Annotated in this window: 22 protein-coding genes and 1 tRNA gene; 16 read left to right on the forward strand and 7 right to left on the reverse strand. The window is 61.7% G+C overall.

All coding sequences use genetic code 11. The annotated features are described in order from the left end of the window. The first annotated feature begins 73 nt into the window (after positions 1–73). The 6 genes from ACZ5ZH_RS11905 to ACZ5ZH_RS11930 all read left to right on the forward strand — a co-directional run bounded on the left by ACZ5ZH_RS11905 (position 74) and on the right by ACZ5ZH_RS11930 (position 6,062). Entirely contained in the window at positions 74–358 is a 285-nt protein-coding gene (locus ACZ5ZH_RS11905) for a hypothetical protein (protein ID WP_449470733.1), read from the forward strand. 59 nt (positions 359–417) lie between these two features. After that, a complete protein-coding gene (locus ACZ5ZH_RS11910; RefSeq protein ID WP_464775186.1) occupies positions 418–1,518 on the forward strand; it encodes a hypothetical protein in 1,101 nt (366 codons plus the stop codon). Beyond that, positions 1,505–2,572, forward strand: a complete 1,068-nt coding sequence (locus tag ACZ5ZH_RS11915) for a nucleotidyltransferase family protein (protein ID WP_464771642.1) — start codon at positions 1,505–1,507, stop codon at positions 2,570–2,572. Before ACZ5ZH_RS11910 ends, ACZ5ZH_RS11915 begins: the two co-directional genes overlap by 14 nt. 113 nt (positions 2,573–2,685) lie before the next feature. Then, on the forward strand, positions 2,686–4,626 hold the full coding sequence (locus ACZ5ZH_RS11920; RefSeq protein WP_464771643.1) for a DUF4838 domain-containing protein: 1,941 nt from the start codon (positions 2,686–2,688) through the stop codon (positions 4,624–4,626). 66 nt (positions 4,627–4,692) lie between these two features. After that, positions 4,693–5,484, forward strand: coding sequence for a transporter (locus tag ACZ5ZH_RS11925; protein WP_464772649.1), 792 nt, complete (start codon positions 4,693–4,695; stop codon positions 5,482–5,484). Between the two features lie 11 nt (positions 5,485–5,495). Beyond that, positions 5,496–6,062: a DUF4337 domain-containing protein gene (locus tag ACZ5ZH_RS11930; RefSeq protein WP_464771644.1), complete on the forward strand. Its 567-nt coding sequence runs from the start codon at positions 5,496–5,498 to the stop codon at positions 6,060–6,062. Between the two features lie 19 nt (positions 6,063–6,081). Here the strand turns inward: ACZ5ZH_RS11930 and ACZ5ZH_RS11935 are convergent, their stop codons facing one another. Together ACZ5ZH_RS11935 and ACZ5ZH_RS11940 are read right to left on the reverse strand one after the other, a co-directional pair. Continuing rightward, positions 6,082–7,503, reverse strand: a complete 1,422-nt coding sequence (locus ACZ5ZH_RS11935; protein WP_464775187.1) for a hypothetical protein — start codon at positions 7,501–7,503, stop codon at positions 6,082–6,084. A gap of 14 nt (positions 7,504–7,517) precedes the next feature. Beyond that, positions 7,518–9,044 carry an AcvB/VirJ family lysyl-phosphatidylglycerol hydrolase gene (locus ACZ5ZH_RS11940; protein WP_464771646.1) on the reverse strand — a complete coding sequence of 509 codons (1,527 nt, stop codon included), beginning with the start codon at positions 9,042–9,044 and terminating at the stop codon, positions 7,518–7,520. A 309-nt stretch (positions 9,045–9,353) separates the two neighbouring features. On the opposite strand from ACZ5ZH_RS11940, the gene ACZ5ZH_RS11945 reads away from it, so the two are divergent. Next, positions 9,354–9,524, forward strand: coding sequence for a hypothetical protein (locus ACZ5ZH_RS11945; protein ID WP_464775188.1), 171 nt, complete (start codon positions 9,354–9,356; stop codon positions 9,522–9,524). A 267-nt stretch (positions 9,525–9,791) separates the two neighbouring features. On the opposite strand, the gene ACZ5ZH_RS11950 is transcribed toward ACZ5ZH_RS11945, so the two are convergent. Further along, on the reverse strand, positions 9,792–10,028 hold the full coding sequence (locus tag ACZ5ZH_RS11950; RefSeq protein WP_464771648.1) for a hypothetical protein: 237 nt from the start codon (positions 10,026–10,028) through the stop codon (positions 9,792–9,794). 494 nt (positions 10,029–10,522) lie between these two features. On the opposite strand from ACZ5ZH_RS11950, the gene ACZ5ZH_RS11955 reads away from it, so the two are divergent. The 4 genes from ACZ5ZH_RS11955 (at position 10,523) to ACZ5ZH_RS11970 (ending at position 15,701) form a co-directional block, all read left to right on the forward strand. Further along, positions 10,523–13,009 (forward strand): autotransporter domain-containing protein, encoded by a 2,487-nt coding sequence (locus ACZ5ZH_RS11955; RefSeq protein WP_464771649.1) that lies wholly within the window; start codon positions 10,523–10,525, stop codon positions 13,007–13,009. A gap of 384 nt (positions 13,010–13,393) precedes the next feature. Beyond that, on the forward strand, positions 13,394–13,849 hold the full coding sequence (locus tag ACZ5ZH_RS11960; RefSeq protein WP_464771650.1) for a carboxymuconolactone decarboxylase family protein: 456 nt from the start codon (positions 13,394–13,396) through the stop codon (positions 13,847–13,849). Further along, the gene (locus ACZ5ZH_RS11965) at positions 13,846–14,700 is read left to right on the forward strand and encodes a sigma-70 family RNA polymerase sigma factor (RefSeq protein ID WP_464771651.1); all 855 of its coding nucleotides are present in this window, start codon (positions 13,846–13,848) and stop codon (positions 14,698–14,700) included. Before ACZ5ZH_RS11960 ends, ACZ5ZH_RS11965 begins: the two co-directional genes overlap by 4 nt. A 221-nt stretch (positions 14,701–14,921) precedes the next feature. Beyond that, entirely contained in the window at positions 14,922–15,701 is a 780-nt protein-coding gene (locus ACZ5ZH_RS11970) for a transglutaminase-like domain-containing protein (protein WP_464771652.1), read from the forward strand. Between the two features lie 320 nt (positions 15,702–16,021). On the opposite strand, the gene ACZ5ZH_RS11975 is transcribed toward ACZ5ZH_RS11970, so the two are convergent. Then, on the reverse strand, positions 16,022–16,342 hold the full coding sequence (locus tag ACZ5ZH_RS11975) for a hypothetical protein (RefSeq protein WP_449470751.1): 321 nt from the start codon (positions 16,340–16,342) through the stop codon (positions 16,022–16,024). A gap of 40 nt (positions 16,343–16,382) precedes the next feature. Next, positions 16,383–16,742: a hypothetical protein gene (locus ACZ5ZH_RS11980; protein ID WP_464771653.1), complete on the reverse strand. Its 360-nt coding sequence runs from the start codon at positions 16,740–16,742 to the stop codon at positions 16,383–16,385. Positions 16,743–16,853: 111 nt separating this feature from the next. Here ACZ5ZH_RS11980 and ACZ5ZH_RS11985 point away from each other — a divergent pair, with 111 nt between their 5' ends. From ACZ5ZH_RS11985 to ACZ5ZH_RS12000, 4 genes are all read left to right on the forward strand, one after another. Beyond that, entirely contained in the window at positions 16,854–17,192 is a 339-nt protein-coding gene (locus tag ACZ5ZH_RS11985; RefSeq protein ID WP_464771654.1) for a hypothetical protein, read from the forward strand. A 253-nt stretch (positions 17,193–17,445) separates the two neighbouring features. Beyond that, positions 17,446–17,817: a DUF6481 family protein gene (locus ACZ5ZH_RS11990; RefSeq protein WP_449470756.1), complete on the forward strand. Its 372-nt coding sequence runs from the start codon at positions 17,446–17,448 to the stop codon at positions 17,815–17,817. A 115-nt stretch (positions 17,818–17,932) separates the two neighbouring features. Then, a complete protein-coding gene (locus ACZ5ZH_RS11995; RefSeq protein ID WP_449470757.1) occupies positions 17,933–18,124 on the forward strand; it encodes a hypothetical protein in 192 nt (63 codons plus the stop codon). Beyond that, positions 18,121–18,306 carry a hypothetical protein gene (locus ACZ5ZH_RS12000; RefSeq protein ID WP_449470759.1) on the forward strand — a complete coding sequence of 62 codons (186 nt, stop codon included), beginning with the start codon at positions 18,121–18,123 and terminating at the stop codon, positions 18,304–18,306. The genes ACZ5ZH_RS11995 and ACZ5ZH_RS12000 overlap by 4 nt, the downstream gene beginning before the upstream one ends. Positions 18,307–18,665: 359 nt before the next feature. On the opposite strand, the gene ACZ5ZH_RS12005 is transcribed toward ACZ5ZH_RS12000, so the two are convergent. Continuing rightward, positions 18,666–18,752 (reverse strand) — tRNA-Leu (locus ACZ5ZH_RS12005). A gap of 151 nt (positions 18,753–18,903) precedes the next feature. Here ACZ5ZH_RS12005 and ACZ5ZH_RS12010 point away from each other — a divergent pair. Next, positions 18,904–19,386 carry a hypothetical protein gene (locus tag ACZ5ZH_RS12010; protein WP_460987162.1) on the forward strand — a complete coding sequence of 161 codons (483 nt, stop codon included), beginning with the start codon at positions 18,904–18,906 and terminating at the stop codon, positions 19,384–19,386. A gap of 81 nt (positions 19,387–19,467) precedes the next feature. Here the strand turns inward: ACZ5ZH_RS12010 and gltB are convergent, their stop codons facing one another. Next, positions 19,468–24,009 (reverse strand): glutamate synthase large subunit, encoded by a 4,542-nt coding sequence (gltB, locus tag ACZ5ZH_RS12015; protein WP_464771655.1) that lies wholly within the window; start codon positions 24,007–24,009, stop codon positions 19,468–19,470. Positions 24,010–24,020: the final 11 nt, after the last annotated feature.

A 24,020-nucleotide genomic window follows, 5' to 3' on the forward strand; every position in this document is an offset into this window, starting at 1 on the left:
CCCCGCCATAGCAGTGCGGTCGGCCCGACCCAGGTGGTAGCTTGCCTCAACCCTGAAAAAGAGGAGGCTACCCTTGGCTGAGGAACCCACCATTTTGGCTGCGGCCGAAGATCGCCGCCGCTTTCTGAAGACCTGCGGTCGCTTCGCTGCGACCGTTCCCCCAGCGATGACGATCATGTTGTCGACCTCCCTGTCGTCACAGGCAATCGCGGCATCGGGCGGCGGCGGCGGCGGCGGCCCCAAGGGGAATAATGGCGTCGGCAATGGCCCCGACCCCCAGCCCCCGGGCAACCCGCCGATCAATGACGGCCCCGGCACCAGCCCCGGCAATCCGGGCAACAAGGGCGGCAAACACTGAACGCCAAGGTTCAGCCGATTGATGGCGAATGGGCGGAGCGCCCTGATGGGGCGGAATTGATGCTGCGCCTTACTCCCGGGACTTCGATGACTTTCATCGGCGATCAGCCGGTGATCGTATCGCAGTCCCGGCACGCCATTTATGAACTGAACCAGATAGCAGGCTATATCGGATGCCGCCTGGAGGATGGCGTGTCCCTGTCGCAACTCGCGCAGGAAGTCGCCGACCGGGGCGTCGATCAGGCCGCGTCCATGCTCGACACGGTGCTGGCGGAATGGTCCCACTCCGGGCTGGTCCACGTCACTGTCCGACCGCCCGCCTCCGCGCCCCTCCTGACGCAATCCATATCGCTCGGCAGTAGCGCCCTCATGCTGCGCTATCATGATGAGGCGCTGGTACGGCACGTGGCGCCGCTTTTCGCCCATCTTCAAATGGACGCGGCCTCAACGCCGCCCTCCACCATCTATCATCTCTGGCAAAGCAACGGGCTTTGCCTCTTCAGCCGTGATGCGGGCGATGCTTCTGTCCTGCAACTCCCTCAGGCCGCCACCCTGGTCAAGGCGCGGATCATCCAGGACATCATCGATGATCCCCGCTGGAACCTGGCGCTGCATGCAGCCTGCGTCAGCCGCAACGGAAAGGCGCTCCTGCTGACCGGACCGCCGGGGGCGGGGAAGACGACCCTGACCTCGTGGCTGATCGGCAGCGGCTTTGCCTATCACGGCGATGACATCAGCATGCTGGGACCCGACGGCCATGTGCTGGGCCTTCCCTTTCTGCCAACCGTAAAATCGGGCGCCTGGCCGATGATGGCCGCGCGCTATCCGGGGCAACTCCAGCCGCTGATCCACTGGCGGCCCGATGGGCGGCGGGTGCGTTACCTCGCCTTGTCGCCGCCTTCGGGGCAAGCGCCCCTGCCGGTGGGCTGGATCTTGAAGCTGCGGCGGACGAAGGGCGCATCCGCTCGCCTGATCCCGCAACGTCCCACGGCACTGGTCAAGCATCTGCTATCCGAAGCCGCCTCATGCAGCGGAAAGGCCAGCCGCCCCGCTATCGACAGCCTGATCCGCGCCGTCGGCGGCGCCCGGACCTGCGAACTGGAATATGACGATCTGGATGAAGCGGCCGCTCTGCTGGGAGCATTTTGTGATCCGGCTTGATCACCTCAATGGCCTCTTGTCCTGCCTGCGCGGCCAAACACCCTCGCATGCCGATTGGCCCCGCATCATTGCCCTCGCCAACAAAACCCTGTGCAGCCCCGCCGTGGCCGCGCGGCTTAGAAAAGCCGGACGCTTTCCCGCGCTGCCATCGGACGTCGCGACATTTTTCGCCGAGATGGAAAAACGTAATGGCGACCGTAACGATCGTATCATGGCGCAACTGGACGAAGCCGCCGCGACCATGAACGCGGCCGGTGTGTCGCCGATCCTGCTGAAGGGCACGGCATGGCTGGCCCATGCGCAACCGGACGAGCGTGCCGCCCGGATGCTGGCGGACATCGACCTGATGGTGCCCGCCGATCGTTTCCTGCCCATGATCGATCAGCTGCGCGGCATCGATTACTGCCCCGATATGCCCGATCCCCAGCCCGGCGTGCCCGTTGTCCTCTCGCGCCCGCAGGATACGGCGACGATCGACCTTCACTCCGATTATGGCAGCATCAACACGCTCTCCTATAGCTTTGATGACCTGGCGCAAAATGCCGCCCTGCTGGAACTGGCGGGCGGGATAGTCCTGCTGCCATCGCCGGTTGCATGCACCGCGATATTGCTGCTGCATGACCAGTTGAAGGGCAGGGACTATTTGCGCGGCCGGATCGACCTGCGCCATTTGCTGGACATGCAGTCCTTTGCCAGCCGTTTCCAGCAGGATGATTGGGATGAGCTGAACCGGCATTTCCAATCCGGCTATGCCCGCAACGCGATGCGCACCCAATTGCTCACGGCGCGCAAGTTGCTTGGCATGGAAGTGCCACGCGCCCTCACGCGGGGAATCCGCGCGCGGCTTCAATATATACGACGCCTGGCCCAGTTGCGTTGGCCGGGTCTGGCGCCCTTTCTGACCTTCCTGTCGCTCCTCGATCCCAGTTATATCCTCGCCCGCCGCGCCGCCCGAAGGACGCTGCTCGACGGCGAGCCGATCGCGGCCTCCGGACTGCCCAGGCGTGAAAGTCTGGAACGGCTGTTCATCCGCAACGAACTGGGGAAAATATAGGAAAGGCCCTGCTGTCCTTTCACCATTTGGACGTACTCCCTCCGCCACAGCCCCCAGGACCGTCAATTGGACTAAGAGGGGGGCACCCTGATCAGAAGGGAGGAGGGCTGCCAATGGGACAAGCCATTTCACGCAGGACATTTTCCTTCGGATCGGCGGCAGCCCTGCTTTCGGCGCCAACCATAAGCCAAGGCCAGGCAACATCCCTATCCAGCATAACCCTTATTAAGGACGGCATCCCCCGCCCGCTGGTCATACCGGATCAGCCGCAAGATTGCGTCGTCTATGCCGCGCGGGAACTCGCCGCGCATCTCGCGAAGGCCACCGGCACGCTGCCCCAGATCATCCCGGAACACGTAGCGTCGGGGCAAAGCACGTCAGGAGGTTTCTTCTTTCTGGGTGATACCGCCATTGCACGCGCATCGATCGATCTCAGCAGCCTCGCCCCTGAAGCCTGCGTCCTTCGCACGATTGGAGGAAATTTCTGTATCGCGGGGCGCGATGGCCCCGGCGACCCGCTGGACCCCGATGTCACCGCAGGCACGCTGTTTGGCGTTTATCATTTTCTGCAAAACTACATGAAGGTCCGCTGGCTTTGGCCCGGAGATCTGGGGACTATGGTGCCGAAAACGGCATCCCTCATCGTGCCGAGCCTCGACGAGGTCGTCACTCCCCATTTGATGCAGCGTCATGTTCGCCTGTTCAAGCCGGCCAAGATTGACCGTCCCGAACTCGGCTTTTCCACCACGGCGGGGGCGGACTACCGTGCGGAGGAGCGCATATTCATCAGACGCCACCGGATGGGCCGCCGCCAGCACATTGGCTATGGCCATGCCTTTGGCGACTGGTGGGCCAAATATGGCGATCAGCACCCCGAATGGTTCCAGCTCGTCGATGGACGGCGCGGGCCGGTAAAGCCGGGCGCCCGCTTTTCGATGTCGATCGCCGACCCCGGTCTACACCAACAGATCGTCACCCTCTGGCGCGAGAAGGGCGGCGCCAGACCAGGGGCAAGCTTCATCAACGCGGTCGAAAATGACATGCCCGGGCTCTGCGAATGCGCGCTTTGTCGCGCTCTCGATAGCCCTCCACCGCCCGACTATCTGACATTCATTCCACCCCAATCGAAAATGGCCCGCCATCCTTTCGTGACGGATCGGTATGCGCGCTCCTGGCTCGAAATCCAGCGCCTCGCGGCGCGGGATAATCCGGACGTCACGGTCGTGGGCTACGCCTATTTCAACTATTTCGCGCCGCCGACTTCTGGCGTGCGGCTCAACAAGAACATTCTCGTCGGCTTCTGTCCTTCGTCATGGTTCTACCCGCGCACGGCCGCAGTGCAGGAGTGGATGAAGAAGCAATGGCGCGGCTGGGCAAACACTGGCGCGCGCATCTTCCTGCGCACGAACCATTTCCTCGATGGCTATTGCATGCCGTTCATCTTCGCCCACCAGTTTGCGGACGAATTCCGGAACGCGGCCACAAACGGCCTGGGGGGCACCGACTTCGATTCCCTCACCGGGCAATGGGCGACGCAAGGCCCGACGCTCTACCTGCTGATGCGTCTTCAGTCTCAGCCGGACGCAGATGCCAATGCGTTGCTGGAGGAATATTATGCCTGCTTCGGCCCCGCCGCTGCGGACGTGAGGGCCTATTTCGAGCATTGGGAAAATTACACGATGAACCTTAGCGGAAGGCTGGAGCAGACCTTCGCCGAATTGAAGGCGTCGCGCTGGAAAAGCTGGGCCAGGGCAGCGGCCATCGTCTATCCGGAAGGAAGCTTTGCAGCCGGGCAAAAACTTCTGTCCAGAGCCGCGCAATCTGCGGCGCATGATCCGCAAGCGGCTGAGCGGGTGAACTTCCTGCAATTCGGGCTGGAACATGCGCGGCTCTGCTGCCGGGCGGCCAGCGAGCGCAGTGCGGGCGGGGTGCAGAAGTCCGAAGCGGCCGGGCAGGCGGCCGATGCCCTTATCCAGTTCCGGCGGACGCACGAACGCATGTGGATCGCAAATTTCGATCATTGCGCCTGGGTCGAGGGTGAGAGCTGGAATTGACCTGAGCAAATGCGCGTGAAGGCGCTGCTTTACAATGCATGCGGCGGCAATTAGCCCAGAGCCGTGATGAAGCTCTTCGTGCCCGTCGCTGCCCTTTTGACGGTTCTGGCGAATGGGGCGGCGGCGCGGGACTATTGTCCCGATCGCCCCGGCTTGGACACGCCGCCCTGCACCCTTGAACCGGGCGCGTTATCGGTGGAAACATCGGCCGTCGACTGGACGCATGACACATCGCCGGACTCGGTAAGCGATACCATTTTGTTGGGCGACGTCGCACTGCGCTATGGCATCGCGGAGCATGCCGAGCTGCGCCTGGGCTGGACCGCCGCCGGCATCGTCCGCACCCGCGATCGCCGAACCGGCGACGTCCAACGGCAATCAGGCTCAGGCGACGTCAGCATCGGGATCAAGCGCAACCTGATCGACCCCGATGGACACGATCTGTCGGCCGCTCTTCTGCCCTGGATCAGCGTGCCGACCGGTGGCAGCGCCATTGGCGCGGGTGATTGGGGCGGCGGCGTGCAGCTTCCCATCAACGTGCCCGTGGCGGAGAAGCTTTCCCTGCTGCTCACGCCGGAGATAGACGCAGCCGTGGACAGCGACCGAAAGGGGCGGCATCTGGCCTATGGTTCGGCGGGCGGTATCAACTTCTCCGCAAGTCCGGTGTTCAACCTTGCTATCGAGGGCGCCGTGATGCGCGACGATGATGCAGGGAGAATGAGCACGCAGGCCGTCGCGGGCCTTTCCGCCGCACTGATGGTTGGCAAGGCTGCTCAGGTCGATATCGGCTCCGAATTCGGTCTCAATCACGACACGCCTGAAAGGCGCATCCATGTCGGTCTCGCCCGGCGCTTTTGATAGAGGACGCCATGGAAGTCGAACTGAATGCAGAGGCGAAGGACAAGCGGCTTAATCGCATGGTCGCGATCACGGTCGTCATCCTCTCCATCTTCACGGGCCTGTGCAACATCAAGGATGGCAACATAGTCCAGGCCATGCAGCAGGCGCAGTCCAACGCAGTAGACAGCTGGAATGAATATCAGGCGGCCAAGGCAAAATTGCATATCAGCCAGACCAGCCGCAGTCAGATTGTCCTTCTGGCCGACACGCCTCATCGGCAGGCGCTGTCGAAACGCACCGTCGATGCGCTTGATGCCAGCATCGCGAAATATATCCGGGAAGTGCCTGTTTTGGCTCGGCAAGCAAAGGCCGATTCCGCCCTTTATGATGCCCTCAACGTCCATGACGACCAATTCGACGTGAGCGAGGCAATGATTTCCACCGCCATATCACTCGCCGCCGTCGCTGCGCTGGTGGAAAGCGCCTGGCTGCTCGGCGTCGGCTGGATGTTCGGCGCGTTCGGAATGTTCCTGGGCCTGTGCGGCTTTGCCGGTTGGGCGTTTCACCCGGACATACTCAGCCATTTCCTTGGCTGATCCCGCGCCGATCCGGCTCTCAGTTCATCAGGCTCGCATAGCGCGCGGGTGGGATCGGCAAGGTGAATCGGGCGACAGTGCCCGACAGAATAACCAGCGCAATCACCAGCGCGGCCGACCTTTTTCCGCGAACGGCATCGTCGCGTCGCCACAGGATGATCCAGCCTAGCGCCGTCGCCAGCATCGCCCAGAGATGATAGCGAAGGTCGGACGATATGCTGAGCAGGATGAAGCTCGCTTCCTGAAAGAGCGTCGAAACGAACAGGGCCGTTGCGAGTTCGCGCTGCGTTCCCTCGGGCCGACACCAGCAGTTCCACAACCCCCACGACGCCGCAACGACCCAGAAGATCGGCCACGCCACAGGCGTTTCGGTCAGCAATCCAGCCACCCCCTGCCACCGCGTCGCCATGAACGAGGGATTGGGGAAACCCAGGTCATTGGGCTCTGATCGGGCGGGCGGTGCGGCCAGCGGCCAATGCAGGGGCACCAGCCAGCGCTCGGTCGAATTCAGATGGCCAAGCCGGTGCGCGATATAGGCGTAGGGATGCGCAATGACAGCCTTGGCAAACTGCCCATAAAGCTGACCGAGGGGCATCTTGTCCCATGGCCGGATTGCGGACGCGCAAAAGGCGTTTTCACCCAGCGGATCCCAGAACAGCGGCTTGACGCAATGATGCGCCGCGAGCGTCCGGATCGCTTGAGTAGAGACGCCTGTTGCCGGGTCGCCCGTCCGAACGGCAATAGCTGCAAGATCATATATGGGCTGGCTGCTGCGTACCCCACTGTCCCGCGCACCCAGCAGGCTGTGGTTGATCGGTTGGGAAAGGAGCAGGACCACGGGAATGGTGGCGATCATCGCGGCGAGGCGGAAAAATTCGTTCCGGGGACGCGCCACCAGCAGAAACGCCAGCGGGACGGTCGAGAATGCCCCGTTCGCGCGAACCAGCGTTGCATAGATCAGGCACAGGACGACGATGACGAAGGCAAATGGCGGAATGGGCCGTTCGCGCAGGCGGAACGTGGCAATCAGGCCAATGGCAAGGGTGAGCGCGCCCACGAGCTGACTGTCCTTGACCACGATGGCGAGCCAGCCCAGCAGAAGCGGTGTCGCGCCCAGGGCGAGCAGGACGACGGTCTTTCGCTGGCCAAGTGCCCGGCCGAGCAGCCCGATCCCGATCCAGTAACCGGCCATTTGAATTATGAACATCGGCGCGGTGCTTGGTCGGGCGAAGGACAGCACGGCCCAGAGGCGAGCCATGATGGGAGGATGCCAGTCGTCGTAACTCTGGCTCAAAACCTGCCGATATTGAACGATCGAGTCATATTCGGCGATCCCCGGCCAGAAAAGCAGCAGGGACGCGAGCAGTAGGGCGCAGGCGGCGAGGATCGGCCAATGGGATGAGGCCGAAGTCACCTGCTGCGACCCTGCGGTGGTGGGCATGTCCTGTGCTTCCATCATCTGGGCATGTGCCGGAGGATTTGGGCCACCAGAAATGGCGCGTTGCGTTCAAAATGATGTCCGCCGGGCACCGTGACGACCGTTGCTATGCCCCGTGGGATGTCAGGGCACGCGCTGTCGGTTTCCAGATTGCCCCGGATGCATAGCATCGGCACGCCGCGCAGCCGCGTTATGGCGGGAATGGTCGGGTAGGCGCCTGTCGAACTCATGTTCAGCCAGTTGCTCAGATGGAACTGGAAATCCGCCGTTCCGCTGAGGCCGAGCAACGCCATTCCCTTCACTTGCGATCGCACGGGCCGGGCCAGATGCCCCGCAATATAGGGCAATACATCCGCACCAAAGCTGTAGCCGACCAACAAGACCTTGGGGCGACCCCAATGTTGCGAATAGCTCCGGATGATGGAGGCGAGATCGGCGGCGGCACCGGCCGGGGTGCCTTCGCTCCAGAAATAGGACAGGCTATCCACTCCCACGACCCGCACCCCTGCCTTTGCCAGTTCCGCGGCGACCCCTTTGTCCAGGCCGACCCATCCGCCGTCCCCGGAATAGATCACCGCCATCCTGTCGGTGCGCCGCGCGGCGGGATCGTCAACGATGGTGATCGGCAGGTTCGCAGGCATTGGCACAAGATTTTGCGAAGATCCTGGCGCGGCATACCGGGCCGCAAGGAATGGCTTCACTTGCGCCGCGAGTTGCGCATCGAGACTGAAATGCGGATCAAGCCCGACCGCCGTGGCGCCACGATATTGTGCGAAGTCAGCGGCCTGCGCATCTGCGCCATTCCTATTCAAACTGATCCAGGGGGAAGCCAGACGTGCCACGGGGGCGATCGTCCGGCCAGCGTGAGAATATGTGCGGGCCGTCAGCGAGAGCATGGCCGACTTGCACCAATGGGTCGGGCCCGGCAGAAATGGGCGAAACCCAGCTGTGACCACCGCGCGATAGGCCCCATCCGGCCCAGTGACGAGCGTGGCATAGGCGAGCGTGGCTCCCAGCCCTCGCCCCACCAGCACTGGTTTCATATACATAGGCACGCCCAGCCAGTGCTGAATTTCGCGCGCCAGCGGAACGATGGCATAGTTCGGATTGATGCATGTCTTCTGCGAACCGAGCGCGTGCAGGAAGACCGGGGTCGAAATGCCGGTGACCAGCGCGCCCTCGGCCGTCAGCCGATCGGCGAGCGTGCGGTCATCCTTCGTCCAACCCCTTGCATCAGATAGCAGGATGACCAGCCCTCGCGGCGAGGTCTTGCTCCGGAACATTGCCACCCTGCCCAACAGGGCCGAGAAATGAGCCATGCCCGATCGAACTGGCGTCGTCGGCGAAGGCCGATGGATCACGGCCGCCGCTCGTCCGAAATCCGTCAGGATCAGGAGTGAAGCGACCAGAAACAACAAGAGTCGGCCAGCGCCCGATCGGCTAATTTTTTCTGACCGCGTCTCCATCTTATCGCCATCCAGCCGCCCGCCACCATCGGTAGCGCTTCGCCGCAGCCTGAGCAATGTGGCGACTGTCCCATCCATAGCCCTTGCTACGCCCACTGCCAAAGCCCGCCTGAAGCCCAGGCTGTGACCCAAGGAATCTCAGCGCGGGGAATCGGCCGGAAAGAAGGGCGCGGATCTGCTGTTCAATCCTACCTCAAGCCTCGCGGGGGGGGGGGGCATCCATCCGCAAACGGCGCAGAGCAGCACGGCATCATGCGGGGCGCCCCCAAGGGGGTGAATTCTGCCTGCTGTGAAGACTGTTGGTGCAGTGGGCAGTCTGGAGCGAACGCGTCTCTTCCCTGCTTTTCCCTGATGTCGCCCCAAATTCCGGTTCTGCTTCTGGAAGGAATGAGCGAGGCCGACCGCAAGGCCTATGTCATTGCCGTAAACAGGCTGGCGGCGCTCGCTGGCTGGGACCGCGAGCTGCTGGCCTGGAGCTGGGCGATCTGTCAGCGCTGGTGCCAGACTTCGACTTTGACGCCATCGGCTTTGAAATCGCGGAGGTTGAGGCGCTGCTGAACGAGGCGAATCCGAAGGAGGTAATCGAAGACGCCGTTGAGGAGCCGGAGCGGAAGGCTCCGCCTGTCACGCGCAAGGGGGGATATCCCACCTGCCGGAGCCGAAGAGCAATATTATGCCGTGCTGGACGACGTATTCATGGCTGCGTAACTTAAACCAAATAGCCTCCGGCAAACCCGGGGCGGTTCAATCACCCTTTCCCATCGGTTCCGATTGCGGCGCCTGTGGCGTGCGAGCCAATCGTTATAGGGCGCCCAGTGATTTGGCTCAGATGGCAAAGATCTTCATCAGCGCCTTGTCGTCGCGCACCAGGGGATGATTGAGCAGGATTTCCACCTGGCGGAAGCCGCGCTGTTCGGTGAGCGAAATAACGCGACACAGTTTTTCGAACTTGTCGTCGCTGTCGATCACCTTCTGCGTGTCGAGGTCATCAATGCTGGTGCGGAATATGATTTCCACGAAGCGATCGATGTGCCCGCAGGCGCGATCGATGTGGAGCGGCATCGTGCCCCCGTAGTTCGAACCAACGACGAAACATGAGATAATGCGTGCGTTCGTCGGCACGATGCTTTCGACCGCAGAGATACACCGCCGCGAACGAATGCGGCGGGTGGCTGACGTTACCTTGCATGTTGCAACGCCGCACCTACCCGCTGCACCCTAGGCATCGTCGGCCACTTTGAATTCAGATACCCGACCTGACTAGTTCTTAATCTATATCAATATTAATGGGAATTTTGAAGACGGGTTATGGGGAAGTACAATATTAAAATTGTAATAACTTGGCAATGGAATGTTAATCTATAATAAAATGTTATTGAAGAAACGGGGGAACTTTCATTTATCATCATCGTTTCCCGATATAGCTCCCTGCCAGGGAGGAAAAAAGGGATCAATATATGGATTTGAAAAAATTTGGGCATTCCGCTCGTCGGAATGCTACGTCTTCGCGCGCACTTTTGGGTGCGACTGGCCTTGCAGGTTCGCTCGGAATTTTGATGTTGGCCTTGCCTAATACCGCGCTGGCTCAGAATGAATGCGGCGCGCTGCCTGGGGCCGGCGGTCTGGTTTCCTGTCCTGCATCCGGCAATCCCTATCCGGCCGGCATCACCTACCTTCCCACGGCCGGCCTGACGGTTGTTCTCCCGGCCGACGTTTCCATTCAGACGGCTACGCCTGCAACCCCCGGTGTTCAGATGGTCGGCGCGGGTGATCTGGCAGTCGACGGCAGCGGCGCGTCAATCGCGACCAGCGGCGCGCTTTCCAATGGCGTGACGGTTTCCAGCCTGGGCGGTTCGGCAGACGTGGGACTTGCATCGGTCTCCACGACCGGTGCGGGATCGACGGCGGTCTCCGCCCTAACAGACACAGGCGCCGCCAGCGTGATAACGACCGGCAACGTCACCTCCACCGGCCGCGGTGGAGCAGGCATTTCGGCAGTGTCGGCAACGGGCGATGCATTCGTAACCGCAAACAATGTCAGCACCGTCGCTGCGCTGCCTGCGGACACGGCGACTAGCCGCAGCGCCATTTTCGCGCAGGGCGCCAACGCAGCGGTAATTTCCACCGGCACGGTGACGACGGCGGGTCGTGCTTCCTTGGGTGGAGTCGCCGATGCCATCTCCGTCACGGGGACGGCGGGTAATGCCAGCGCAGTCGTGAATAATGTCGCGGCCAGCGGCGACACGTCGCGCGCGATCGCGGTGACGGCCAGCAACAATGCCAGTGCTACGGTAAATGGGCTGGTTTCGGCTTCAGGCCTCGGCGCAGATGCGTTGGCGGTCACGGGCGGAAATCTCGCGCTGGTCACTGTGGGGCCGAATGGTCGCTTATCAGCGGCTGACGGCAACCTCATCACGCTAACGTCGGTCAATGGCAGCACCCTGTCCAACTCCGGCACGATCGGTTCCAATCCCAATGGTTTGGCGGTCCAGGCGCTTGGCGGTCCGGCAACGATCAACAACAGCGGTTCCTTGTCCAGCAACATTGTCCTGACTGCCGGCAACGATACGGTGAACAACAGCGGCACATTCGTCGTTGGCCCCAACCCCGATTTCGGAGCGGGAACCGACGCCTTCGTCAACACTGGCGTGGTCAGCCTTGGCGCGGGCGCAACGGTGGCGGGTGCATCGACATTCACGGGTCTGGAGAGCTTTTCGAACGCCGGCCTGATCGATCTGCGCAACGGTGTAGTGGGCGATAGCCTCACGCTTCCGGGCACCTTTTCGGGCACGGGCGCAAGCCAGTTGGGCGTCGATGTGCGGGCTGGCGGCAGCGATCGTCTGATCCTGGGTGGTGCTGCCACGGGGACAACGACCGTGCTGCTTGATACGCCGTCCCTTACCGCACCCATCTTCACCTCGGGCGCCGTCATCGTTCAGGCGGGTGCCCCGTCCGCGGCGTCGGCTTTTCAGTTCAACGGGGGCTTCCAGAATGCAGGCCTCGTTCGATATGAAGTCGCTTATGACCCGGCTACCCTGTCCTACAGCGTCACGGGCGGACCAAGCGACGCGGCGTTCCGCACGCTCAATTATGTGGATGGCGCCCGCAGCCTGTGGATGAAGTCCGCAGACGTGGTCACCGCGCAACTGCGGTCGCGCCGCGACTCACTCTGGGCCCATGGCGATGCTGCGAACTCCGGCAAGTTCTGGCTACAGATGCACGGATCGGTTGAGGATCGCGGTGGAAGGCGGACGGTGTCCAGCTTTGGGCAGAGCCGTGTCATCAACACAGGCTATAAGCAGGATTATTACGGGGGACAGGCCGGCTTCGACTTCGGTGGTGGCGTTGGTGAAAAGGGTGGCTTCGCCTTCGGTGTGACCGGCGGCTATATAAACTCCTCGCAAAACTTCGCTGCTTCGCCGGACAGGATCACCTTCAACGCGGTGAATGCCGGTGTCTATGGCAGCTTCACCTCGGGCAACATATTTGCAAACGTCCTCGGCAAATATGATCATTATTGGGCCAACGCCAACAGCCCGACCGGCGGCTTCAAACAGAAATTCAATGGCTCCGTCTATGGTGTACGTGGCGAGGTCGGTCTGCGGTTCGGCAGCGACGCCTTCTTCATCGAGCCTGCCGCAAGCCTGTCCTACACGCGCTCGGACATCGACAACTTCTCGGTTCTTGGCACCACCGCGGACTTTAACGAGGACGATGGCCTGCGGGGCCGCATCGGTGGGCGTGTCGGCGGACAGGTGCACATTGGGGACACGGCCGTGCTGGCACCCTATATAGGAGCCAACTATGTCCACGAGTTCAAGGGACGGGACGAGGTAAGCTTTAGTAACGGCGTGCAGACGGTCGCCTTCACCAATGACCGCATGAGGGATTATGGTGAAGCGGTTCTGGGCGTCACCATTGGCCAGACGAGCGGCATTTCCGGCTTCTTGGAGGCCAACTATGTGCGCACTTTCAGCAACGGCGGTGGCTCCAACAGCCTTGAAGGCGCTGGCGGAAGGGCGGGCTTGCGCATCCGCTTCTGAATGCACGGGTGCCGCGGTCGATCAGGCCGCGGCACCTGATAGCGAACAGGATCGGAAGACGCCTTTGGCCGGATTTTCATTCTAAGGGGCCGGTCGGGGACGCGACGCTGGCCAGACCATGGGCCTCTAAGGTCTGGCTCCTGGGCAGACTGGGCAGACTGGGCAGCTGAAAGCTGCCCTATGTGTTTTGCCCAACGAGGCGCCCACTCGTTTCGGTCACTTAGCCATCAACTTGCATTCTCTTAAGCAGATACTCGACGTGGCCAGAACAACGCTCACAGGGAAGATGGCAATGAACAGCCGATAAAAAAATGCGGAGCATGTCACACGGCCATCCTCTGCCTCGTCATGACGGTATCCAACAGCGATGAAAGGATCCGACACATGAATGACCGCGCTGATGTCTACGCCGCTGGCGGGCCTCTTTTCAAAGCCTGGTACGATCTGTCGATGCAGGTGGAGAAATCCGGTCTCGAAAAAAGCCTGCTGGAACTGGTCAAGATCCGTGCCTCCCAGATCAACGGCTGCGCCAACTGCCTCAACATGCACACGTCCGATGCACGCAAAGCGGGCGAGACGGAGCAGCGCATCTATTTGCTCGGTGCGTGGGCGGAGGCGCCATGCTACAGCGCCCGCGAACGGGCAGCTCTCGGCTGGACCGACTGTCTAACGGAAGTTGCCACGAAGCGGGCACCTGACCATGTTTATGCTGAGCTGGCGTCGGAGTTCAGCGCGGAGGAGCAAGTGCAACTGACGCTGGCGATCAATATCATCAACGGCTGGAACCGTCTGGCTGTCGGCTTCCGTCTCTACGATCCCGCGCTCGGCTGGCCGTCGTGACCGACGATAGCGTGACCAGCTTCGACGCGCAACGAGCCGCCTTGCTGCGCGTCGCCTATCGCATGCTCGGCTCGATGGCCGATGCGGAGGACATGCTGCAGGAAGCATTCATCCGCTGGGCCAGAACCGACAGGCAAGCTGTGCGCGTCCCCGCCGCTTTTCTCCGCCGCATGGTGACACGCCTCTGCCTCGACCACCTCAAGTCCGCACGGGTGCGGCGGGAAGACTATATCGGGCCCTGGCTCCCCGACCCGATCGTGGAGGCGGAACCGCTGGAGGATGTCACCCTCCCCCTCATGCTTGCCCTTGAGCGCCTTTCCCCACTCGAACGAGCGGCATTCCTGCTTCACGACCTGTTCGGTGAGAGCTTCGATGATATAGCCCGGTCCATCGGCCGAGACGCTGGCGCCTGCCGCCAGCTTGCAGCCCGTGCGCGGGAGCATGTACGCAGTGAGCGAACGCGATTTCCTGTCGAACGCGACCATGGACTGGCGATCGTTGCAGCCTTTTACGAAGCATCCCGGGCTGGCGATGCCGCGAAGCTCGGCTCGCTGCTCGCCGACGATGTGCGCTTCCATTCCGACGGCGGCGGCAAACGTCCAGCGGCAAGCCGTATTCTCGATGGCGCCGTTGAGGTTTTGCGCGGACTATCCGCGATTTTTCGCCTGCGGCGCGGTCATCCTGAGTTGGTCAAGCAGGCCTTCGTGAATGGTCTGCCCGGCTTTGTCACGCGAGAGGCAGATGGCATATTGCAGACGACAGCTCTGCTCATTGAAAACGACCATGTGAAAGCGATCTATGTCATGCGGAACCCCGACAAGCTCCGGCATGTGGAAAAACTGATCCACTAATTGCTGCAGACATATCATGTACCGAACGGCGATCGACTACAGACGTTGGCGCGATGGAATCAATCCACGGAAAGGTCGTTATTCAGCAGATAGATCACACGAGATTTGCCCTGCGCTCCGGTGCCAGCAAGCCCCTTTTACCAGAATTAATTCGTCGCCGAAGGAGCTGAGGAGCGCCTCAGGCTTTGTGCGGCGAAGCACACTTAAAGCAAAGACTTCCCATGAAGATCGCGATCTCGACCGAGCTCAACTACTACGTGCCTGAAAAGGCCGATCTGCTGCTGCAGCTGGAGGCGGCGATCATCCCTGAACAGCGGGTGCTCGACGCGTACATCCAGCTGCCGCCAACGGAACACTTTGCACGTATCGCGGGGCACGACACCATCGGCGACCGAATCTGGCTGCGCACCCAGGGTCAGCTGACTGTGCGATACGACGCCATGGTCGAGATCAACCGGCTGACGGCCGACATCGCCCAGTTCGACGCGGTGCCCCCGCACCGTTTGCCGGGTGAGGTAATCGAGTACATCCTGCCCTCTCGCTACTGCGCCTCGGACGAGTTTCAGCCCATCGTTTCTGACCTGTTCGGTGACACCATCGGCGGGCAGCGCGTGGCTGCGATCCGTGATTGGATCGGCGCGAATCTGACTTACGAGGCGGGCAGCTCGACCGCAGCAACCGGTGCCATGGACACCTACCATTCGCGTGATGGTGTCTGCCGCGACTTCGCGCACCTGATGATCAGCATGGCAAGGGCGAGCGCCATCCCTGCGCGCTTCTGCAGCGTTTACGGCATCGGCGTGGAACCGCAAGACTTCCATGCTGTGGCCGAAGTCTTCCTCGACAACACCTGGTACATGGTAGATCCGACGGGCATGTCTACGCCCGACACGATGGCGAAGATCGGCGTCGGCCGCGATGCCGCCGACGTGTCATTCCTTACCAGCTACGGCAGTGTCGAGATGCAAAGCCAATCGCTTCAGGTAACCCCCGTGACCTAAAGACCGTCCGGGTCAATTCTGCGAGGATGGTTTGTCCAGACCCCTACCGGAATTGATACGCGTTCTTCCATCTATTCGCGCTTCAGGCCGGCCGCACGACGACGCGGACGTCTGGCGCATCAAATGGGAGCGACGGTCCACCCCATGAGCTCTCAGGGGCTTCCGACCCATCCCGGTTGTTCAGCCGCTAATTTTCCGTTCTCAACTGCGGTCGGTCTGCTTCTTCATTCTGCATGCCCAAGACTGGCCGATTTCGGACTGACGCGTTCGGAGCGGAGATGTAGGGATCGCGGCCGTTCATATGGCTTTGACTATCGCCCCTAGTCGCCGTTGGCATCGACTGTGAAAATCATCGTTTTACCTCGTGACGCAGGATCCCATCCTGCCAATAACGCCGCCCGCACGCCCCGTGCGGCAATCGTGTCGTTGATGTGGGAACGCCCTTTCGGCAATCCTTTCATCAGGCGCTTGGGCGTAGGAAATTCCAGTATGGCCTCGCGCGGCATGTCTTGCTGACGCAACGAGACAGTCATGCCCTTCCAGCCATCACCAGAGGATAGCTGGGGCTCGCTCAGCAGTTCCCAGTCATATTTGAATCCGTCGATTTCGACTGTGCCGCCATGGCTGCGGATATTGGACATGGTTCGCCCCTAGCATGCAGATGTCGGTACTTCACCCCCTTCACTGATAGTGCAGCGTCTTCCCGAACCCCTCATTCGCCTTGGTCATCCTGGCCAGCTTCCTGAGGTGACTGCGAACATGCCGCTCGAACCGTATATCGTCATGGATGCTCGTCGCCGGATATTCGTTCTGGCCGATCAGTTCCTTAAGGCGATTGGCGAACGCGGCCTGCTTTTGGGGGCAATCGCCATGCCTCAGCGCGCGACAAACCCACTCCTCGGCAGCGGCCTTGTCATAGTCGTCGCGCGCCTCATAACCGCGCCGGTCCGCCGCCGCCTGATCCAGCCTTGACGCCTCAATCCGGCGTTCCAGCCACATGCGGACCTGTTCTCCGTCCCATGGTTTCAATGAATCCGTCATCGCTGTTTCCCATTCCAGTTCTCGGCAAGGCGTGGATTGATGTACTTGCCCGTATAATGCAGCAGTGCGCATCGCTATAGCCGACAGACAATCAGGCGGTTAAATCGACCCATGGCCCGCAAGCGTTCGAAATACGATCCCTATGACCATCTCCCACAGGAAGATGAGGCTCCTGAAGCCTCCGTGCCCTGTTGGCTGTGCGGCCGACCAACCGGCAAGACCATCGTCTGGCATCACCCCATACCCAAGAGCCGCGGCGGGCGCGATGTCGTGCCGATGCACTCCATTTGCCAGCAGACGCTGATTGCCAACTTCACCAATTCCGAACTTCAACGCCACGGGATGGAGGTGGCGGGCCTGTTGGAAAATCACAACGTGCGCAAATTCGTCGACTGGGTGGCGAAGAAGGATCCGGACTTCACGGCGACCATCGCGAAGAAGCAACGCTGATCGGGCGGACTGTCGGCGCTACAGTCCCTCGTTCGATAACAGGAGTCATGACCTCCTGGACCCAGGGAATGGAAGATCGGTGGTCAGAAAGCGGCAGTGCGGATCAGACCGAAGGGATCGCATTCGTATCGCGCAATCCCGCGACCTTGAGATCAAGAAGGTTTTTTGCTAGCGGCTCTGGCTTCAACGGCAAATACGACGTGCCTTTGCAACACGCGGTGCGTCATCTAAATCGAATGTTCAAGGATAAACATTGCCTTCCTATAAAGCTCCCTCGTTCCAAGACCGTATTGCCGCAGCAGGATCGGCCAAGCAAAAGGCCTTGGATGCACTGAAAGCCAAGCCGCCCATCGACGAGGCAGTTATGGCGGAACGGCGTCGAGCGCGCGAAGCGCAGGATCAAGCAATTGCAATCGAGCGGGCGGCCAAGGCTGAAGCCGCTGCTTTAGCCAAAGCTCAAAAGGCGGAACGCAGAGCGGCCGAGCAGGCGGCGGAAGCTGAAAAACAAGCCGCGGCTGAGGCTGCGGCAGCACTCAAGGCCGCGAGGCTGACGCCCCCCAGCGCTGCTGAAATGAAAGCCGCTCGGGATGCTCGCTACGCTGCGCGCAAAGCTCGAAATAAATAGCTGATGCCGCCCTCCTACAGGAGGGTTGCGAGGATGCCCGACGCGCACCGTCCAGGGCGAGTTGCTCAGGGCAACGTGCCGACACGCAGCATCCACGCTAATTCTGGAGAACAGTATGGCCGATTTGTATCAGAAGGCACTGGAGTCGGAACGCCGAAGCCTGTGGGCCGAATGCAGGCTGAAAGGCCTTGCAAAGGATACTCCGGAGCGCATCCGTATAGCGGAACTGGACGAATTGCTTGCGAAGCATAAAGCCAAGAAAGGCGGCGGATCTGCTCCGTCCGGCCCTGAGGCGGAAATTCCATGAACGGTTACATCAAATTCGAGACGCCCGATGGCGATGTCCTCGCGATTAATGCAGACCGTGTCAGCTTTGTTCGACGTTACAGAGGAACTGATCAAGCCAGCGCCATTAATTTCGAAAAGGGGCATTACATCGTCGTCAGGGGCGACCTCGATGCAGTAATGGAAGCGCTCGCCGAGGCGTAATTCGCTGAGTTTGACCCTTTGTAGCCGTTCGGCCGCCAAATTTCTGGCCCTAGCTGCGGACCAGCCGCTTTTTCAACTCCTGCATCGTACGATGGCCGTTTGCTGACTGGCGACTTTCCGGGCAGCGGGAGCCGGAAGCTGCCGCTCCGCCGCGACCATCGTACGATGCAACAAAATCGGCAATAGGGTTGCGGAGATAAATTCTAGATCAGGTTGAAAACTACGCAGCCTGAGCAGATGCGAGGATAGCATCTCTGACCCACGTGCCCAAAAACCACGCCGGCAAACCCTTCAGAACTGCGCCATTCCTCAGGCGCAGCATGCCCGAAGGCGAAAATTAGTTACCTTGTCAAACTGAATGGTGCGGTCGAGAAGACTCGAACTTCCACGGCCTTTCGGCCACAACGACCTCAACGTTGCGCGTCTACCAATTCCGCCACGACCGCACATCTGAAGGGAAACCGGCGGTGCCGGTGCCTTGGTAGGAGGCGGCCCTTAGCAAAGGCCTTGGACCCATGCAACAACCGATCTTCATGTGCGTTTCTTTTGCCGGGTGTTGGCGATGATTCAGGCGAGCGCGGAAGAGGAGAAGGTCGCATGTCCCCCCGTTTCTGGTTGTTCAGCTTGGCGAGCGCGGGGGCCGCGTTGGTCAGTGGGCTAGGCCTTGGCCTCTACGCGACGACGCCGCCACGGCTGTCCTTCACCGATGTGCAATCCTCCTCCTATCCCGCGTCACCTATCTCGGTCGCGCAATCGGAAAGCAGCACCGATCTCGCCGGGCCTGAGGAGATCAACTGCAAGGGGTGCGGCCCGACCCTCGCAGACCGGCAAATGGCAAGCATGACTGCGGGCTGGAGCGGCTATGATGATCCGGTTGTGCAGCATTATGAAGCGCAGGATCAGCAAGCCGACGATTGGCAACCGCTTGAGGATGCCCCGCCATCGCCGATGCACAGACTGCCAGCCAACATAGACCGGTTTGCGAACGGTGACGATGCGCAGCCGCAGCCGACGCAACTGGCGCAAGGCAATGGCGCGAAATTCGATTCTGCGCCTGCCGTTTCACCCGTTCCCTATTAGGCAAGGCAGCGCAGAGGCCCGACGCACTGGCTGACCCAAGCAAAAGGGGAGGAAAGCGCTCTGCCTTTCCTCCCCCTCATCCTATTCCGCAGCCACCACCTCGGCGCTTGCATCGCTCAAAGGATGGGTCAGCCGGTGCACCATCTCCTTGGGGCAAACCTGCCAGAAATGACGCCGCCAGCGATCCCAATCATCCAGGATCGTGTTCGACCATTTGCTGTCGGTCGTGACCGCATGCTCGGCGATCAGCGCCTTTAGCTGCGCTTCCCAATGGGCGCTTTCCAGCCGCTGCCAGATGATGTTTTCCGGGTTGGCGCGCCGTTCGAAGCTGCCGTCCTCGTCCAGGATGAAGGCCATGCCGCCGGTCATACCCGCGCCGAAGTTCGCGCCCGTGCGCCCCAAGATCACCGCCGTGCCGCCGGTCATATATTCGCAGCCATTGGCGCCACAACCCTCGACCACCACCTGCGCGCCCGAGTTGCGGACGGCGAAGCGTTCACCCGCCTGTCCCGCCGCGAACAGCTTGCCCGCCGTCGCGCCGTAGAGGACGGTGTTGCCGATGATGGTGTTGTCCTTGCTCGTCAGCGGCGAGGAAACCGTCGTGCGCACGACGATGGTGCCGCCCGACAGGCCCTTGCCCACATAATCATTAGCATCGCCAAAGACTTCCAGCGTGATGCCCTTGCACAGGAACGCGCCCAGCGACTGACCGGCCGACCCCCGCAGCCGCACGGTCAGGTGCCCGTCCGCTAGGGCAGACATGCCGAACCGCTCGGTCACCGCCGCCGACAGACGGGTGCCAACCGCACGATGCGTGTTGCGCACCGTATAGGTCAGCTGCATCTTCTCGCCCCGCTCGAACACGGCCTTGGCATCGCGCATCATCTGCGCGTCCAGGCTGTCGGGCACCTCGTTGCGCCATGCGGTGAGGCTGAAGCGCCGCTGGTCATCAGGCGCGTCCACCTTGGCCAGGATGGGGTTCAAATCGAGGTCGTCGAGATGCTCGGCACCGCGATTAACCTGCTTCAGCAGGTCCGTGCGCCCGATCACTTCGTCCAGGCTGCGATAGCCCAGCCGCGCCAGCACTTCGCGCACTTCCTCGGCGATGAAGGTCATGAGGTTGATGACCTTCTCCGGCGTACCGGTGAACTTCTGGCGCAGCTTTTCATCCTGCACGCACACGCCCACGGGGCAGGTGTTGCTGTGGCACTGGCGCACCATGATGCAGCCCATGGCCACCAGGGAGAGCGTGCCGATGCCGAACTCTTCCGCGCCCAAAATCGCCGCGATCACGATGTCGCGCCCGGTCTTAAGGCCGCCGTCCGTGCGCAGCTTCACCCGATGGCGCAGGCCATTGAGCGTCAGCACCTGATTGGCTTCGGAAAGCCCCATTTCCCAAGGTGTGCCCGCATATTTGATCGATGTCTGCGGCGACGCGCCCGTGCCGCCGACATGGCCCGCGATCAGGATGACGTCGGCATGCGCCTTCGCGACGCCCGCCGCCACCGTGCCGATACCCGCCTGGCTGACCAGCTTCACGCACACCCGCGCGCGCGGGTTGATCTGCTTGCAGTCGTAAATGAGCTGCGCCAGATCCTCGATCGAGTAGATGTCATGGTGCGGCGGCGGCGAGATCAGCGTCACGCCGGGCGTCGAGTGGCGCAGCTTCGCGATGAACTCGGTCACCTTGAAACCGGGCAGCTGGCCGCCTTCGCCGGGCTTGGCGCCCTGTGCGACCTTGATTTCGATCTCTTCGGCGGACCCCAAATATTCCGCATGAACGCCAAAGCGGCCCGACGCGATCTGCTTGATCACGCTGTTCGCATTGTCGCCATTCTCATAGGGCTTGAAGCGGGCCGCATCCTCGCCGCCTTCGCCTGACACGGCCTTGGCGCCGATGCGATTCATCGCGATCGCCAGCGTCTCATGCGCTTCCGGCGACAGCGCGCCCAGCGACATGCCCGGCGTCACGAAGCGCTTGCGGATTTCGGTCGTGGCTTCGACCTCGTCGATCGGCACTGCCTCCCGCGCGAAGTTGAACTCCAGCAGGTCGCGCAGATAGACCGGCGGCAAATCCCGCACGCCGCGCGAGAATTGCAGATAGGTCGAATAGCTGTCCGTCCCGACCGCCGTCTGCAACAGGTGCATCAGCTGCGCCGAATAAGCGTGGCTCTCGCCGCCGTTGCGCTGACGGTAGAAGCCGCCGACCGGCAGGCGCACCACCGCGCTGTCATAGGCCGCCTCATGCCGGAGTACCGCATTATGATGCAGCGACGCATAGCCTTCGCCTGAAATCTTGGCGGGCATGCCGGGGAACAAGTCGTTGACCAGCGCGCGGGACAGGCCCACCGCTTCGAAATTATAGCCGCCCCGATAGCTGCTGATGACGGCAATGCCCATCTTGGACATGATCTTCAGCAGGCCTTCGTTGATGGCGACGCGGAACCGTTCGAAGCAGGCTTCCAGCGTCAAATCGCCGAACAGGCCGCGCGCATGGCGATCGGCAATGCTGGCCTCGGCGAGATAAGCGTTCACCGTGGTCGCACCGACGCCGATCAGCACCGCGAAATAATGGGTGTCGAGCGCTTCGGCGCACCGCACGTTGATCGACGCGTAGCTGCGCAGCCCCTTGCGGACCAGATGCGTGTGCACTGCCGCCGCCGCCAGCACGCCCGCGATCGCTACCTTGTCGGCATTGACATGCTCGTCGGTCAGGAAGATTTCGGTGCGCCCTTCACGCACGGCCTGCTCCGCTTCCTCCCGGATGCGGGCAATCGCGGAGCGCAGCTGTTCCTGCCCACCTTCCGCCGGGAAGGTGCAGTCGATTTCCGCCACCGCAGGCCCGAAATGCGCCTTTAGCCGCGCCCATTCGGACGAGACCAGAACGGGCGATTCCAGCACCAGCACATGGCTGTTCTGCGTATCCTGCTCCAGGATATTGTGCAGGTTGGAAAAGCGGGTGCGCAGGCTCATCACATGCCGTTCGCGCAGGGAATCGATCGGCGGGTTGGTGACCTGGCTGAAATTCTGGCGGAAGAAATGGCTGACCGTGCGCGGCTTGTCGGAAATGACGGCCAGCGGCGTGTCATCGCCCATGGAGCCCACGGCTTCCTTCGCATCCTCGACCATCGGGGCCAGGATCAGCTCCATGTCCTCCAACGTCAGGTTAGCGGCCACCTGACGGCGCGTCAGCTCCGCCTTGTCCCACGCGGGCAGGGTGCTTTGCGCCTCGGGCAGATCACCGACCTTCATGAAGTCCTTGATCAGCTCGGCATAGGGTCGCTCGCCCGCAATCTGGTCCTTGATCGCGCGGTCGTCATAGATTGCGCCTTCCTGCAAATCGACGGCGATCATCTGCCCGGGACCCATGCGGCCCTTCTTGACGATGGTGGTTTCGGGCACGACGACCATGCCGGTCTCCGAACCCACGATCAGCAGATTGTCGCCGGTCAGTGTGTAGCGCAGCGGCCGCAGCGCATTGCGATCGACGCCCGCCACGACCCAGCGGCCATCCGTCATCGCCAGCGCGGCAGGGCCGTCCCACGGCTCCATCACGGAGGCGAGATATTCATACATGTCGACATGGCTCTGCGGCGTTTCGCCCGCAGCCGCCTGCCACGCCTCGGGCACCAGCATCAGCTTGGCCGTCGGCGCGTCGCGGCCAGACCGGCAGATCGCCTCGAACACGGCGTCGAGCGCGGCGGTATCCGACGCACCCGCCGGGATCACCGGCTTGATGTCCTCCGAATGATCCCCGAAGGCCAGCGAAGCCATCTTGATCTCGTGGCTCTTCATCCAGTTCTTGTTGCCGCGAATGGTGTTGATCTCACCATTATGCGCGAGCGTGCGGAACGGCTGGGCCAGCCACCATTGCGGGAAGGTGTTGGTCGAATAGCGCTGGTGGAAGATCGCGACCCGGCTCTCGAACCGCTCGTCCCGCAGGTCTGGATAAAAGACCGACAGCGATTCAGCGAGGAACAGGCCCTTATAGATGATCGACCGGCACGACAGGCTACAGATGTAGAAATCCTGTATCTGCGCGGCGATGACCTTCTTCTCGATCCGGCGACGGATGAGGTAGAGGTCCTTCTCAAATTCGACCTGATCGCGCTCTTCGGGCATCGGCCCGGCGATCATGATCTGCTCGATCTCGGGACGGGTGCGCTGCGCCTTCTCGCCAATGACGGACACATCGACGGGCACCTGACGCCAGCCATAGATGGTGTAGCCCGCCTCGATGATCTCGGATTCGACGATCGTGCGGCAGGTCTCCTGCGCGCTCAAATCCGTGCGCGGCAGGAAGATCATGCCGACGGCCAGCCGGTTGGGCAGGGGCTTATGCCCGGAATCCGCGATCGCATCGTCAAAGAAGCGCACCGGCAGGTCGACATGAATGCCCGCGCCATCGCCGGTCTTGCCATCCGCATCGACCGCGCCACGGTGCCACACGGCCTTCAGCGCATCGATCGCCGAAGCGACCACGCGGCGGCTCGCCCGGCCATCCGTCGCGGCGACAAGGCCGACGCCGCAGGCATCGCCTTCCATCTCCGGATGATACATGCCCTCGGCAGCCAGGCGCGCGCGCTCTTCGGGGCTCGCCATATATCGGGTCTGATCGGTCATCACTTCGGTTC

It is taken from the genome of Sphingobium sp. TomMM7A (assembly GCF_055397305.1).